We start from the raw sequence: 14,581 nt of genomic DNA, 5'->3' as shown, positions 1-14,581 counted from the left end.
TTTCAAGTGTTGTTGGCTTTACCGGGAATATTGGTCAGGCAAACTATGTATCCAGCAAGAGCGGGATTACAGGTCTTACAAAATCTCTTGCCCTTGAACTTTCGGCAAGAGGTGTAAGAGTTAATGCGGTGGCTCCAGGTTTTATCGATACAGATATGACAAGTGAGCTTGGAGAAGAAGTTAGACAAGAGATGCTAAAAAAGATACCTCTTGGTTATTTTGGAAATGTGGAAGATGTTTCGAAGGCAGTGATTTTTCTGGCTTCAAGTGATTCTGACTATATAACCGGTCAGACGATTCATGTTAACGGCGGTATGTTTTTTAACTAAAATAAAAAAGCAAGTCAGGAGGAAAAGATGGCTGATATTGAAAAAAGAGTAAAAGAAATTATTGCAGAGCAATTGAGTATTGATGTTGAAGAGGTAAAACCAGAGGCTTCATTTATAGATGACCTTGGTGCTGACTCTCTTGACACAGTTGAACTTATCATGGCTTTTGAGGAAGAATTTGACCTTGAGATTCCTGATGAGGAAGCTGAAAAAATCAAAACCGTTGCCGATGCAATAGAACACATTAAAAAACACGTTGGCTAATTTTTTGGAGGGCTAAATGCCCTCTAAAATAATTTGGAGGACTTAGTGAAGAGAAGAGTTGTAATAACCGGCATAGGGTTACTGACACCCATTGGAGCGGGAATCGATGAAAACTGGGAAAGCATAAGAAATGGTAAGAGCGGTATTGGAACAATTACAAAGTTTGATACTTCGGAATTCCCAGTTCACATAGCAGGTGAAATAAAAGAATTTGATCTAAATGAGTATGTAGATAAGAAAGAGGCAAAAAAATTTGACGATTTTATAGTTTTTGCACTTGTTGCTGCGGAACTTGCAGTTAGGGATTCAAATATTGACTTTTCCAAAATCGACTCAAACAGAGCAGGGGTGATTGTAGGGTCAGGTATTGGTGGTTTTAAAACAATTGAGGATACCCATACTGTTTATGTGGAAAAAGGTAACAGGAGAATTTCACCATTCTTTATTCCTTCAACAATCATTAATATGGGTAGTGGTGCGATATCTATAAGATATGGTTTGAAAGGTCCAAACAGTAGCGTGGTTACAGCATGTGCTACAGGCACCCATGCACTTGGAGATGCCTTCAAAATAATTCAAAGAGGCGATGCCGATTTAATGTTTGCAGGCGGCAGTGAGAGTGCTATTACACCTCTTGCGCTTGGAGGCTTTGCAAATATGAAAGCACTTTCAAGAAGAAATGAAGAGCCTGAAAAAGCGAGCAGACCTTTTGACAAAGACAGGGATGGATTTGTAATGGGTGAAGGTGCAGGTATAATGATTCTTGAGGAGCTTGAGCATGCAAAGAGCAGAGGTGCAAAAATATATGCCGAAGTTGTTGGGTATGGGTTGACAGGTGATGCATACCACATAACCGCTCCTGATGAAACAGGTGATGGCGCAAAAAGATGTATGCTCATGGCAATCAATGATGCCGGGTTGAAGCCTGAAGATGTTGACTATATAAATGCCCATGGCACTTCTACTCCATACAATGACATTATTGAAACAAGGGCAATAAAGCAGGTATTTGGGGAGCATGCTTACAATTTGTTGGTTAGCTCTACCAAGTCAATGACCGGTCACCTGCTTGGAGCAGCCGGAAGTGTAGAAGCTGCTTATACTGCACTTGCTATTTACAAAGGTGAAATTCCACCTACAATAAATCTTGATCAGCCTGATGAAGGTTGTGATTTGAATTATGTGCCAAACAAAATGATAAAGAAGGATATTAAAGTGGGACTTTCAAACTCGTTGGGGTTTGGAGGTACGAATGCTTCAATTATTGTGAAAAAGTATGAATGATTATAGTTTTTTAGAGGAGCTCCTTAACTATAGATTTCAGGATAAGGGGCTTCTTTTGGAAGCTTTAACGCATAAATCTTATTCCCACGAACACAAGCTTGAAAGAAATTATGAGAGGCTTGAGTTTTTGGGGGATGCGGTACTTCAGTTGATAGTCACAGAGTATCTTGTTGCCAAATATAAAGAATATGATGAAGGTATGTTATCCAAATATAGGGGTTATTTTGTCAGTGAGCAGTTTTTAAGCGAACTGTCAAAGATTATAAACCTTGGAGATTTTGTTAGACTTGGCAAAGGGGAAGAGCAAAGCGGAGGAAAATTTAAAAGTTCGCTGCTTTGCGATATATTTGAGTCACTTATTGCAGCGATATACATTGATGGTGGTTACAACCATGCAAGAAGTGTGGTAATAAATCTTTCGTCTGATAAAATTGATGAAACTATTGATGAAAACAGATTCATTGACGGAAAAACGGAGCTGCAAAAACTGACGCAAAAAAGGTTTGAGCAATTGCCTGAATACAAAGTGATTTCCGAAGATGGCCCCGAGCACGATAAGACATTTTTGGTTGAAGTATATATTGGTGGCAAGCCTGTGGCAAAAGGCAAGGGTAAAAGCAAAAAAAAGGCCGAACAGGATGCTGCTAAAAAGGCACTGTATTATTTGCAGAAATAAATGCCGAAGATTCTTCCGGTTTTTATCCCATTTTCTGGCTGTAAAAGCAAATGTGTTTACTGCAATCAGAATATAATTTCCGGTCAAAAAATTGATAATTTGAAGAATGATGTTTTAAAACAGATAGAGTTTCACTTTAATATTTGCTCTGACTGGGATGAGATTTCTTACTTTGGTGGCAGCTTTTCCTGTCTCTCTGAAAGTACGAGAAATTTACTTTATAATATTGCAAAGGAAAAAGGCTTTAAAACTCTTAGATTTTCCACACGTCCGGATTGTTTAAAAGATGAAATGATTGATGAATTCAAGAAAAATTATGTTAAAACAATAGAGCTTGGCGTACAGTCGCTATCTGATGAGGTTTTGGTTAAAAATAATAGGCCCTATAGTGCTTCGACAACTATTGAGTGGATTGATAAATTGCATACTGCCGGGTTTAACGTTGTAGCTCAAATAATGGTAGGGATGTATGGAGAAAACTGGGATGATTTCAAATTCACCGTCGATACAATTGCTGAAAAAAAAGTTAACGGGGTAAGAATTTACCCTACTGTTGTCCTGAATAATACAATGCTAAAAAATCTTTATGATAGCAAAGAGTTTATTCCGCTTGGTTATGAGGATGTTTTTTCAAGACTTATTTACGCATTTGTAAAATTTTCAGCAAAAGGTATAGAAATTTTACGAATAGGTCTTCAGGATAGTGAATCTTTAAAAAAGGATATCGCAGCAGGCTTATATTATCCGGCTTTTGGAGATATGGTAAAAACATTGATAATAATCTGTTATATCAAACAGTTTGGTAAACTTTCGGTCAGAGAGGAAGATATCAAGAAATTGCCAAATTATAAAGGTATTTTAAAAAAATACTTTTCTGATAGAATTTTTTCTGTTAAGAATGAAAAAATCTTTTCTATTAGCAGAATATGTAGAAGTTTGGAGAGTGGGCTAAGTGAGAATAACCGGGGGCAGCTTGAAAGGGAGGTTGTTAGTTTCGCCAAAGAGGTCTGGGGTAAGACCTACGACAGACAGACTTAGAAGCTCAGTTTTTTCTATTCTTGGCAGTAAAATATCTGATTCATACGTTTTAGATTTATTTTCCGGTACCGGGGCGTTTGGTATAGAAGCCTTAAGCAGAGGTGCAAAATTTGTAGCCTTCCTTGATAAAGACACTTCTTGCCTAAAGCAAAACCTAACCAGCTTAAACTTAAGGGATAACGTAAAGATTTTTACGGGTGATTATAAATCAATATTAAAGAAGATAAGCCTTGACTTTGATATAATTTTTATAGACCCGCCGTATGAAAAATATAAGCCTTCTGAAATACTAAACAGTGTCAAGCATCTGTGCAGAGATAAGACTTTAGTTGTCTATGAAGAAAGAAAATCTTTAGAATTTTCTGATGTGGATGATTTTTTCAAAGAAGTGGACAAAAGAGACTATTCAGATACACAAATAAGGATATATGAGGTTTTGATATGAAAGCAATTTATCCGGGCACATTTGACCCTATGACTAATGGCCATCTTGATATTGTTGAAAGAGGGGTGATAATGTTTGACTCCCTTATAATAGGTGTTGCTGAGAATAAAAGAAAAAAGCCAATGTTTTCAATTGATGAGAGAGTTGAGATGATAAAAAAGTCTGTTTCGCACCTAAAAAATGTTGAAGTCAAGCCTTTCAGTAATCTTCTTGTAGATTTTATGAAAAGCGAGAGGGCCAATATAGTTTTGAGGGGTTTAAGAGCCGTATCGGATTTTGAATTTGAACTTCAGCTCGCCCTTATGAATAGAAAGCTTAATCCTGAATGTGAAACTGTATTTTTGATGCCCAATAAAAAATATATATTTTTAAGCTCAAGTATGATCAGGGAGATTGCGATGCTTGGCGGAGATGTATGCGAGCTTGTGCCTCCCCCGGTGAAAGATTTTATCGAAAAAAAATGCAGGAATGGGTGTGTTTAAATATTTTATTTGAAATTAGTGTTTAATATGGTAAAATGTATTGGACTAAAGTTAACAGTTTGATATTTTGTTTTAAGTTAAGAGTTATTGAAAAGATATATAAAATTTTGATTTGGGAGTTTTAAAATGATTAAAATTCTTGCAGTAGATGATAGCCCTACAATGCACAGACTTTTTAAGATGATTTTTAGCACAGATGAATATGAGTTAAAACTTGCAGATAACGGCGAAGAGGGGTTGCGGCTCGTAAAAGAGTTTTCCCCCGATTTGATTCTTCTTGATTTCATAATGCCTAAAATGAACGGATTTCAGTTTTGTAAAGTATTGAGAGAAGATTATGGTTTGAAAGAGTTACCGGTCTTGCTTATCACAAGTAAAGCTGAGGATGTTGGAGATAAATTTATAGAGAAATTCAAGTGCATTGACTATATTGCAAAGCCATTTCAACCTGATGAGCTTGTGGAAAAGGTAAATCAGGTGCTTAATAAATGTGACAATGGCCCTGGTGGCGAAAGTGAGATTGATGCCCTTCTTGATATTGAGGACAAAAAAGGCTTGGCTTCATACGGCGACGAGGAAAACAGTCAAAAGAATGAGAAAAGTGAAACTTATACATCTGTTTCAGTTGTTGAAGAGATAATTGCAAAAGTTGAAAAGGATGTGTTGCCCACTTTGAGAAAATCGATAGAAAAGTATCTAAAATTTGAAACAGGTTATATGATAAGCGATATAAAAGGTGAGTCAATTACAATAGATAAGATAACGGACATCATGTCAAAATTTGATGGAGAGCTTACTGTTTTTAATAATGAGTGTGATTACCATTTTTTGATTTCAGGTGGCTATATAACATATTGCTACAAAGGGGACAATAGGATAGAAGATTTGTTTGAGCTTCTTCAGGATATAACGGGCACATGCCTTCTGGAAGTTGATGATTTTGTTTCCTTGTACTCTCAGATAAGAAGTCTTGGCTTTGAAGATAGCCTGTTGAAAAGGTGTTTTATTTTTTACGTTGCCAATATGCTTGTTGAAGCGATTGAGCTAAAAGACAACAGGTATTATGTTGATCTGGTAGAAGTTAGCGAAGCATTTAAAAGCAAAAATTGGATTTCCTATGAAGATTTAAATAAAATGATTTCTGACTTCAAAGAGGAGAGAATTGAAATTAATAAAGTTGTATTTGACGAAGGTCTGGTACCTATGAAAAACGATAGTTCTGCTGATGGGTTGAAGTCTTTTGAATCGAGGGTTTTTGAGCTTTGTGACGGTAAAAGATGTGTCAGAGATATACTGAGGTTTTTTGGCAGCAACAGACAATATGTAAAAAACACAATAGGAACGTTGATTCTGACAGGATATTTAAAAATTTAAAATTTAGGGGGTAAATATGGCTAAGATATTGGTTGTAGACGACAGTCTTACCGAGAGAGAGATAATCAAGAAAGCGCTTGAGGCCGAAGGTTACAGTGTTTCCTCAGTTGCTGACGGTGAAGCAGCTATGAAGATGCTTGATAGTGAAAAGTTTGATCTTATTCTCCTTGATGTAGTAATGCCAGGTAAAAACGGCTATCAAATATGCAGGGAGATTAAAAAAAGCGATTTTACTAAAGACATACCTGTAATCCTTGTTACATCGAAGGGGCAGGAAAGTGATAAGTTTTGGGGTAAAAAGCAGGGAGCTGATGATTATATTGTCAAGCCTTTTCAGATTGATGACCTCATTAATACCGTAAAGAGGTTTGTTAAGTGATAAAAGAGATTTTACTGAAAAAAGCAAAAGGGTTGCCGGTAGTAGAGAAGCCTGAAGGTTTAAGAAAGTTTGTTGATTGTAAAATAGGCAACTTAAGATTTTTTATTGAAATGGAAAGTGTAAGGGAGCTCGCCCCTCTTGTCTCAATTACAAATATACCTGGAGCTGATTATAATATTTTGGGTGTTTTGAATTTGAGAGGAGAAATTGTTGTAGTTATTGATTTGAGAGAAAAATTCAAAATTAGCGAGGTTAAGAAAACTATTCTTAGTCGGATTGTTATAGTAAATGTTGAAGGTGAGCTGATTGGTATTTTTGTTGACGAAGCATCAAACATTGTAGAGGTTACAAAAGAACAATTTATTGATTCTCCGAAAAGGGCCGAACCTTTTTATCTCGAATATATTGATATTGAAGGGGAAGAGATTGGTGTCCTTGATTTAAAAAAAATATATCTTGATTATAAAATTAAGTGAGGTTTGTTTATGGCTAAAAAGGGAGTAAAGTTCAGTTTGTTGACAAAGGTTATTTTGCTTGTACTTGTGGTAATCGCAGTGGTTTCTTTTGCTGCAACTTATGTAATTTACTTAAACTCTGTAAAAACTGAAATAAAGAACATTTCAGAAGATTTGACTACAAGGGTTGATCTTACTTTTGAAAGGATTGAGAATAAGGACAGAGAGGTTGGAAGTATTATAAGGACCTTCACCATTTCTCCGCTGCTAAAGTCTGCTCTTCAAAATAGAGTCAAAACAGATTTAATAAATACGGAGATGGAAAGATTTTTGAAGACATATACCGATATTAGTGGTGTATATCTTGTTGACAGCAAGTATAATATAATTGGTCAGGCTTCAAATAAAGAGATAACGCTGCCGGCACTTGATGAGATTATATATTTTGAAGATTTAAAATTAAATGAATATTACGTTGAATCTTATCTTACAAAGGAAAATCCCTTTGTTGTTTATTACTCTCCGGTAGGTGACGAGAATGGGATTTACGGTGCGCTTGTAGCTGTTGTAGACGGAAACTATCTTCTTGGTTTTGCAAACAGTGAGTTTACTAAAATGAAGTTTCATGAGGCACAAAGGGCATGCGCAAACTGCCACTCAAAAGAAGAGGGACTTATAAATTACGGTTTTACAACTGTTTATGACGCAGATGGCAACATTGTATTAAACCCTCTTTTTGGAGACAGGATGCTATACGAGAAAAAACCGGAATTTACTACACTGTTTAACGATATAAAAAATCAGCTTAAGGTAGATAAGTTTATTGAAAAAGAAGTCACAATTGAAAATAAACCGTTTCTTGCATCTTTTGGTAAGTTCAGATTTAAGCATACAGAGTTTTATGTGGGGATGTTTAAAAACAAAAACTACAAACTTGCAAGCATTCAGCGTGGCGGTCTTTTTTCTATGGGAATTACTGCAGTCCTTGCCATGTTGGTTTTCCTTGTAACGTTGATACTTATGAGAAGGACCCTTTCTCCGGTTGTCGAGCTTAATGGTGCAATGCAAAGAGTTATGGAAGGGGAATATGATATTCGTGTTACCTCAAAAACTTCTGACGAATTAGGTAGCCTCGCTGAGGGTTTTAATGAAATGCTGGAAAGAATATCTGGTTATATTCAAACTGAAGAGAACAGAAAAAGGCTTCAGAATCAGGCTATCAATCTTATGGATGTTGTTTCCGAAGCGGCAGAAGGTAACCTTACCGTAGAAGCTGAGGTTACTGCGGATGAACTTGGTGCGGTAGCTGATGCATTTAATATGATGACAGGAAATATCAGAGAGTTGATTAATGATATTAAAAGTGCCGGTGATTCGATAGTGGATGCTACTGAAAAGCTACTTCTTGCAGCTGAAAAGACAAGTGAAGGCGCGAACATTCAGATTGAGGAGCTTAATAAGACATATGAAGTAATCAATATTTTTAAGAAAAACAGTCAAAGTTCAGCAATGAAGTCTGAGGAAACTGTTGAGATTACCAACAAAGCCTCTGATGTTGCTGAAAAGGGCTTGAAAATGCTTGATGATACCGTTGATGCAATGCTTAATGTTAAAAGATATTCGCAGCTTGCATCTAAAAAGGTAAAAAGCCTTGGTGAGAGATCTCTTGAGATTGGCGATATTACAAATGTTATTAGTGAAATTTCCAATCAGACAAACCTTTTGGCTCTGAATGCAGCAATTGAGGCTGCAAGGGCAGGCGAATATGGACATGGTTTTGCGGTTGTTGCTGATGAAATCAGAAAGCTTGCTGAAAGAAGTACAAAAGCGACCAAGGAGATTGCAGAGCTTATTAAATCTATTCAGATTGAAACTTCTGAAACTGTAAAGCTTGTTGAAGAAAGTACTGTGAATATTGAGCAAAGTTCTGACTTGGCAGAAAAAGCGGGTGCTTCTCTCAGGGAAATTAACGAAGCACTTTTAAATGCGAGAGATTCTATACGTGAAATTTCCCTTGAGGTTATTAAACAGGCTGAAGAGGCAAACAATGTAGCAGTTTCAATCGAAAAAGTAAGGGAGATTGCTGAAAGTACCGTTGAAGGTGTTAAGCAGACAAATATGATTGTAGCTACACTTTCACAACTGGCTGAAATGTTTAAGGAAGCGGTTGATAAATTCAGAGTTTAAAGATGGCAAAAATTAATAAACAGGAATTGGTAGAATTTTTCTTGATGGAAAGTGAAGAGCACTTTGAGACCATTTTAAATGGTCTCATTGTGCTTGAAAAGTCTCCTGAAAACTGGTCAATTATTGATGAAATGTTTCGCAGTACTCATACAATCAAAGGCTCGGCTGCCATGGTCGGATTTATCAATACTTCCGATGTTGCTCACAAATTGGAAGACTTTCTTGATGAGTTTCGTACCGGAAACAGAAAGATAAATGAGGGGATAATTACCTCTTTAATTAATTTGTTTGAAAAGTTTGAACGAGAGATTAAAACTAAAAAGGACGACCTTGGACATACAGTTTATGAGGAGTTTTTGAAAGAAATAGAATTGATAAAAAGCAGTAACGTTAGTGACTTGAATGATAAAAACAGTGTAGATTTTGAACCTCCAAAAAAGTCTTTCAGGCCAAAACCAACAAGAGTTGAAGTCCTTGAAATGGCAGATGAAAAGTTTTCTAATATTGGTGAACAAAGTTTTGACAGTTATATCAGAGTAAAGCTCAATAAAATAGATAGTCTTCTAAATCTTGCAGGTGAGCTTATTACCAATAAAAACAGACAGCTTGAGCGTGTTAAAGCGATTCAGGATTTAAGTTTGAACCTTGAATATACAAAAAATAGGTTAATACACCTTATAAGGGAGTTTGAAGATAAATATTCATACACCCTATTTTCAGACCAGGAGCTTTCGAAAGGCTATTCTGAAGAACTTCTTGACGGGTTTTCAGAAGGGGAATTTGATAGATACGATCATTTCAATATTCTCTCCAGAAGGTTGCAGGAGATTGGCAATGATATTGTAATGATTATTGGTGATATTTTCAAAAATTTTGAATTTTTTGGTGAGGAGATTGGATATATAAACAGAGTTACTGATGGCATTCAAAAAGGTCTTACTTCCATGAGACTGGTGCCTATTGATAGACTTTTCAACGCAGCATCAAGGGCAGCAAGGAGTGCCGCAATTGCTGAAAATAAAAAGGTAAAGGTTCAGATAAGCGGGGAAAAAGTTGAGCTGGATAAAACGCTGATTGATGCACTGACCGAATCATTTATTCACCTTGTCAGAAATGCCATCTCTCACGGGATTGAGGATAGTGAAGTCAGGAAGCAGAAAGGTAAAAGTGAGGAAGGTGTAATTTCTCTTAGAGGCAAACGTGAAGGAAGCTATGTAATTCTGGAAATAGAAGATGATGGAAGGGGCCTTGATATAAATTTGATTAGAGAAAAAGTGGTAGAAAAAGGGATGCTTTCAGAATATGAGGCAAGAAGTATAAGAGCAGACAGACTTCTTGACTATATATTTTTACCTGGTTTTTCCACAAAAAAAGAAGCATCTGAAATTTCCGGGCGTGGAGTGGGACTTGATGTAGTGAAAAGGCAGGTTGAAAATCTTGGAGGGAATATTTCTATTATAAACAGTGAAGGCAAAGGGCTATGTGTTCAGCTGAGTGTTCCTGTAACACTTCTTATAGCTGATTATCTTTTGCTTAAGGAAAATTCTCAGGTTTTTTCTATACCGATTATTTCAGTCTATGAATCATTTAATATAAAAACAGAAAATGTAAAAAAAATAGGTGAGCACTATTTTTATAAGATTAGAGATGATATTTATGAAATCCATGATCTTGGCGTTTTACTAAAGCAGGTGCATAGTGCAGAATTTAGAGAAGATGGTGTAGGGGTAGTTGTTGAGGGTGGGAAGAAACCCTACATAATTACGGTTGATGAGATTGTAGGAAGAGAAACTGCTGTTACAAAAAAACTTGGAAAGCTGGTTGAAGGGTTGAAACATTACACTGGTGCTACAATAAGCCCTGGCGGAGAAGTAAGGCTAATTGTAGAACCGATACGCCTTATTGAATCAAAATCAGGAGACACATTGAAATACGCAAGCTCTAAGGTTTCAGAGGCTAAAAAGGAAGAAAAAACATATATTCCGAATAGTGTTTTGATTGTAGATGACTCTATCAGTATAAGAAAATTTCTCAGTTCAATAATTGTTGATATAAATTGTGTTGTAGATGAAGCGTATGATGGGGCAAATGCACTGGAAAAACTGGAAAAAAGAAAATATGATCTCATTATTACCGATTTAGAGATGCCTGTGGTTAATGGATATGAGTTAATAGATAAAATAAGAAATTACTACCTCGACCATTCAACACCAATTTTTGTTCTAACTTCCAGAGCAACGGAAAAGCATAAAAATAAAGCATATGAGCTTGGAGCAAATGATTTTCTTATAAAACCGCTAAATGAAGATAAAATAAAAGAGAAGATTAGAGAGGTTATTTTTGAAAGGGCTTAAATTTAAACAAGGGGATTTTCACTTTATAGTGGAAGTAAAATATGTACTGCATGTAGCCTCCAAATCGGATGTTGAAGATGATTTAAGGGAGATTAAATCTGTTAATTTTCAGAAACTTTTAAATACCGGCTCAGAGTCTGAAGAGGTAATATTTTTAGGTCGTGATGACGATATTGTAGCAATGATTGTGGAAAAAGTTATTGAAGTTTCCGAAATAGGAGAAGTATTCCCTTTTGAAAAAGATATTTTTGTGATAGAGTTTATTAAGGGAATGGTGAAATATAATGGTATAATATATTACCTTATAGATTTTGAAAAAATAACAGAGGTAGACTATGAAGAAGAAAGTCCTTCTAATCGATGATAGTATGACAATCCACAGGGTAATAGATTTGTCTGTGGACGAGGAAAAGTATGAAGTGGAAAAAGTATTTACGGCTGAGGATGCGGAAAATAAATTAAGGACGTTTTCTCCGGATATTGTGCTTCTTGATAATAAGCTTGAAGGAATAAAGCTGGATGAGTTTGTTTCTAAAATAAAGTCAGAAATAGGTGCTTCGGTTGTTTTGCTTGTAGGGGCATTTGATCATTTTAGCGAAGGTAATTTAAGCGCAACCAATGCGGATGATTTTATTGTAAAGCCTTTTAATTCATCTCTCCTGGATGAAAAACTTGATAAATTTAGCATGGTTTCCACAGACCAGATTCAAGAGGTGCCGGCTGAAAAAGAAGCAGAAAAGGATGAGGCTGTTGAAGAGTTGCTTGCATCTATAGATACCGATGAAAAAGATTCTGAAGAGAATAAATTTGAAGATTTTAATGATATTCTGGGTGATGAAGAAATTTCTAAATCTGAGGAAGATGTGATTTCTGAGACTGAATCAGATGAAAAGATTCCTGAAGAAAGTGAGGCAGATGAAAAGCTTGATTTGGAACTTGAAGAGGCATTTTCTGAGATTGAAGAAAAACCGGAGGAATCTTTACAGGAAAGTGAAGAGTTAAATATAGAAAAAGATGATTTTGAAGATATTTTTGAAACTGCTGTAGATGATAAAAAAGGGTTCGAACAAGATTTTGAACCTATGGAAAAGATTGAAGAAACTGAATTATCCGAAGATATTTTAACGGACATCGTTGAAGAATCTGATGAAGATTTGAAGGATACTGAAGAAATAAAGCCCGAAGAGTCCGAAATTGATGATGAGGATATATTTGGCGAGCTTGAAGAGGTAAGTGAAGAAAGTGATATTGATAAACTCCTTATGGACGAAGAGGATTTGGCAGCAGAAAAGGTGGAAAGTGAGGTTGACGGTACTGATGTGGCTCAAGAAATTACTGTTGATGAAGTTGAAAGTGATGAGATAAAAGAAGAATTGTTGAAAGAGGATGAGATTGAAGAACAACCCGATGTTGTTTCAGAAGAAGTTAGTGAAGCAGACTCGTCAACTGTGCCTGAAGGATTGGACAGAGAAGCTGTAAAAGCGGTTATTGAAGAAGCTATAGACCTTGATTTTATAAGAGATACAGTAAGGGAAGTCCTCTCTAAAAATCTTGAAAAAGTTATCTGGGAGATAGTGCCAGATATGGCTGAAAAACTTATTGTGGAAGAGATAGAAAAGCTTAAAAAAGGCGAATAATATATGAGAGAGAAGATAAGATACAATGATGCTGGTGTAAATATTGATGAGGGTAACCTTTTTGTCAATAAAATAAAAAATATTGTTGCATCGACTTTTGATGAAAATGTCCCGGAAGGGATAGGAGGATTTGCTGGTTTTTACGATATTTCGGCTGCAAAGAATATGCAGTCCCCTATGCTTGTTTCTTCCACCGACGGTGTTGGTACAAAACTGAAGGTTGCAATTGAATCGGGGATACTAAATACTGTTGGAATTGACCTTGTGGCCATGTGTGTAAATGATTTGATAGTGACAGGGGCAAAGCCTCTGTTTTTTTTGGACTATATCGCTACAGGGAAGTTAAGTGCAGAAAATTCCGTAAAAATACTTGAAGGGATTGTCGAAGGTTGCAAACAGGCAGGTGCTTCACTGCTTGGAGGGGAGACTGCAGAAATGCCCGGGATGTACAAAGAAGGGGATTTTGATTTGGCAGGTTTTGCTGTTGGAATTGTCGATAAACCAAAGATTATAAATGGTCAGAATGTCAAAGAAGGTGATGTGATATTGGGACTCCCTTCTTCAGGTTTTCACAGTAATGGGTATTCCCTTCTAAGAAAAATTTTCTTTGAAAAACTTTCAATGAAAGGGGATGAGGTTGTCGAAGGGAACATAAGTTTGAACAAGCTTCTTTTAACCCCAACAAGAATTTATGTGAAAGATATTTTGGGTTTTCTTGAAAAAGGGTATTCAATAAAAGCTATGGTTCATATTACTGGCGGCGGATTTTATGAAAATATTCCAAGGGTTTTGCCGGAAGGTTTGTCTGCACGAATATTTCCAGAAATGATACCTGACTGCCTGCACTACAGTTATCTTAAATCTTTTGGACTGATTGATGAGAGAGAATTATACCGTGTTTTTAACATGGGGATAGGGTATATAATGATATTAAGTCCTGAGGATGCAGATAAAATGCTTGGTGAAGACGGTAATTTATATAGGATTGGTGATATATACAAAGGTGAAAGTGTTATTGTTAAAGGGGTTGACTTTTGAAAAAGATAGGGGTTTTACTGAGCGGCAGGGGGAGCAATTTTCAGGCAATTTACCAGGCTATTAAATCGGGTTTCATAGAAAATGCTGAAATATCCGTGGTAATAAGTGATAAAGTTGATGCAAAAGGGTTAAAATTTGCAGAGGAAAATGGTCTTAATGCGGTTTTTGTGAACCCTAAGGAGTTTGCTTCAAGGATAAATTTTGACAGAAAGCTTATTGAAATTCTTAAAAGCTTTAAAGTTGATTTGATTTGTCTTGCCGGTTTTATGAGAATAATAAGCGAGGAATTTGTAAATGCTTTTGAAAACAGAATATTGAATATACATCCATCCCTTTTGCCAAGTTTTCCAGGCTTAAATGCTCAAAAACAGGCTCTTGAATACGGTGTGAAGTTTACCGGTTGTACTGTTCATTTTGTTGATGCAAAAGTTGATAACGGACCGATAGTTTTACAGGCGGTTGTGGATATAAAAGACGACGATACTGTCGAATCACTTTCTGAGCGGATACTGAAGCAAGAACATAAAATTTATCCGATGGCGGTTAAACTTTTTGTTGAAGATAAATTGAGAATTTCGGGCAGAAGAGTGTCAATTTTGGATTGAACCTTTAAATATTTCTTTTATCTCATTTGTATAA

15 protein-coding genes and 1 pseudogene are annotated in these 14,581 nt (G+C 36.1%); all 16 read left to right on the top strand.

Features of this window, described 5'->3' with window-relative positions:
- Positions 1-329: SDR family oxidoreductase (locus ACTCAF_RS07400; protein ID WP_463062656.1), on the top strand; the 329-nt coding region annotated here is incomplete at its 5' end.
- Between the two features lie 24 nt (positions 330-353).
- Positions 354-593: pseudogene (gene acpP / locus ACTCAF_RS07395) on the top strand (acyl carrier protein); the annotation flags it as partial.
- 45 nt (positions 594-638) lie between these two features.
- Positions 639-1,877, top strand: a complete 1,239-nt coding sequence (fabF, locus tag ACTCAF_RS07390) for a beta-ketoacyl-ACP synthase II (RefSeq protein WP_463062655.1) — start codon at positions 639-641, stop codon at positions 1,875-1,877.
- Positions 1,870-2,553, top strand: a complete 684-nt coding sequence (gene rnc, locus ACTCAF_RS07385) for a ribonuclease III (RefSeq protein ID WP_463062654.1) — start codon at positions 1,870-1,872, stop codon at positions 2,551-2,553. The genes fabF and rnc overlap by 8 nt, the downstream gene beginning before the upstream one ends.
- Positions 2,554-3,591, top strand: a complete 1,038-nt coding sequence (locus tag ACTCAF_RS07380; RefSeq protein ID WP_242820461.1) for a radical SAM protein — start codon at positions 2,554-2,556, stop codon at positions 3,589-3,591.
- A complete protein-coding gene (gene rsmD / locus ACTCAF_RS07375; protein ID WP_463062653.1) occupies positions 3,527-4,036 on the top strand; it encodes a 16S rRNA (guanine(966)-N(2))-methyltransferase RsmD in 510 nt (169 codons plus the stop codon). The genes ACTCAF_RS07380 and rsmD overlap by 65 nt, the downstream gene beginning before the upstream one ends.
- Positions 4,033-4,518: a pantetheine-phosphate adenylyltransferase gene (coaD, locus tag ACTCAF_RS07370; protein WP_463062652.1), complete on the top strand. Its 486-nt coding sequence runs from the start codon at positions 4,033-4,035 to the stop codon at positions 4,516-4,518. Before rsmD ends, coaD begins: the two co-directional genes overlap by 4 nt.
- Positions 4,519-4,644: 126 nt before the next feature.
- Entirely contained in the window at positions 4,645-5,892 is a 1,248-nt protein-coding gene (locus tag ACTCAF_RS07365; RefSeq protein ID WP_463062651.1) for a response regulator, read from the top strand.
- Positions 5,893-5,908: 16 nt separating this feature from the next.
- Complete coding sequence (locus ACTCAF_RS07360; protein WP_463062650.1) at positions 5,909-6,271, top strand: response regulator transcription factor; 363 nt, start codon at positions 5,909-5,911, stop codon at positions 6,269-6,271.
- The gene (locus ACTCAF_RS07355) at positions 6,268-6,747 is read left to right on the top strand and encodes a chemotaxis protein CheW (protein WP_463062649.1); all 480 of its coding nucleotides are present in this window, start codon (positions 6,268-6,270) and stop codon (positions 6,745-6,747) included. Before ACTCAF_RS07360 ends, ACTCAF_RS07355 begins: the two co-directional genes overlap by 4 nt.
- A gap of 9 nt (positions 6,748-6,756) precedes the next feature.
- Entirely contained in the window at positions 6,757-8,913 is a 2,157-nt protein-coding gene (locus ACTCAF_RS07350; RefSeq protein WP_463062648.1) for a methyl-accepting chemotaxis protein, read from the top strand.
- Between the two features lie 2 nt (positions 8,914-8,915).
- Positions 8,916-11,267: a hybrid sensor histidine kinase/response regulator gene (locus tag ACTCAF_RS07345; RefSeq protein WP_463062647.1), complete on the top strand. Its 2,352-nt coding sequence runs from the start codon at positions 8,916-8,918 to the stop codon at positions 11,265-11,267.
- Positions 11,254-11,631 carry a hypothetical protein gene (locus tag ACTCAF_RS07340; RefSeq protein WP_463062646.1) on the top strand — a complete coding sequence of 126 codons (378 nt, stop codon included), beginning with the start codon at positions 11,254-11,256 and terminating at the stop codon, positions 11,629-11,631. Before ACTCAF_RS07345 ends, ACTCAF_RS07340 begins: the two co-directional genes overlap by 14 nt.
- Positions 11,603-12,904, top strand: coding sequence for a response regulator (locus tag ACTCAF_RS07335; RefSeq protein ID WP_463062645.1), 1,302 nt, complete (start codon positions 11,603-11,605; stop codon positions 12,902-12,904). Before ACTCAF_RS07340 ends, ACTCAF_RS07335 begins: the two co-directional genes overlap by 29 nt.
- A gap of 15 nt (positions 12,905-12,919) precedes the next feature.
- Positions 12,920-13,942 (top strand): phosphoribosylformylglycinamidine cyclo-ligase, encoded by a 1,023-nt coding sequence (purM, locus tag ACTCAF_RS07330; protein WP_463062658.1) that lies wholly within the window; start codon positions 12,920-12,922, stop codon positions 13,940-13,942.
- A complete protein-coding gene (gene purN / locus ACTCAF_RS07325; RefSeq protein ID WP_463062644.1) occupies positions 13,939-14,547 on the top strand; it encodes a phosphoribosylglycinamide formyltransferase in 609 nt (202 codons plus the stop codon). The genes purM and purN overlap by 4 nt, the downstream gene beginning before the upstream one ends.
- Positions 14,548-14,581 lie beyond the last annotated feature (34 nt).

It is taken from the genome of Deferrivibrio sp., from assembly GCF_055117995.1.
This window is presented reverse-complemented; position numbering and strand designations above follow the sequence as displayed.

Excerpts from the sequence above, each read along its gene's own strand:
- rnc (WP_463062654.1), top strand. The coding sequence starts at position 1,870 with ATGAATGATTATAGTTTTTTAGAGGAGCTCCTTAACTATAGATTTCAG.
- ACTCAF_RS07380 (WP_242820461.1), top strand. The coding sequence starts at position 2,554 with ATGCCGAAGATTCTTCCGGTTTTTATCCCATTTTCTGGCTGTAAAAGC.
- coaD (WP_463062652.1), top strand. The coding sequence starts at position 4,033 with ATGAAAGCAATTTATCCGGGCACATTTGACCCTATGACTAATGGCCAT.
- ACTCAF_RS07365 (WP_463062651.1), top strand. The coding sequence starts at position 4,645 with ATGATTAAAATTCTTGCAGTAGATGATAGCCCTACAATGCACAGACTT.
- ACTCAF_RS07360 (WP_463062650.1), top strand. The coding sequence starts at position 5,909 with ATGGCTAAGATATTGGTTGTAGACGACAGTCTTACCGAGAGAGAGATA.
- ACTCAF_RS07350 (WP_463062648.1), top strand. The coding sequence starts at position 6,757 with ATGGCTAAAAAGGGAGTAAAGTTCAGTTTGTTGACAAAGGTTATTTTG.
- ACTCAF_RS07345 (WP_463062647.1), top strand. The coding sequence starts at position 8,916 with ATGGCAAAAATTAATAAACAGGAATTGGTAGAATTTTTCTTGATGGAA.
- ACTCAF_RS07335 (WP_463062645.1), top strand. The coding sequence starts at position 11,603 with ATGAAGAAGAAAGTCCTTCTAATCGATGATAGTATGACAATCCACAGG.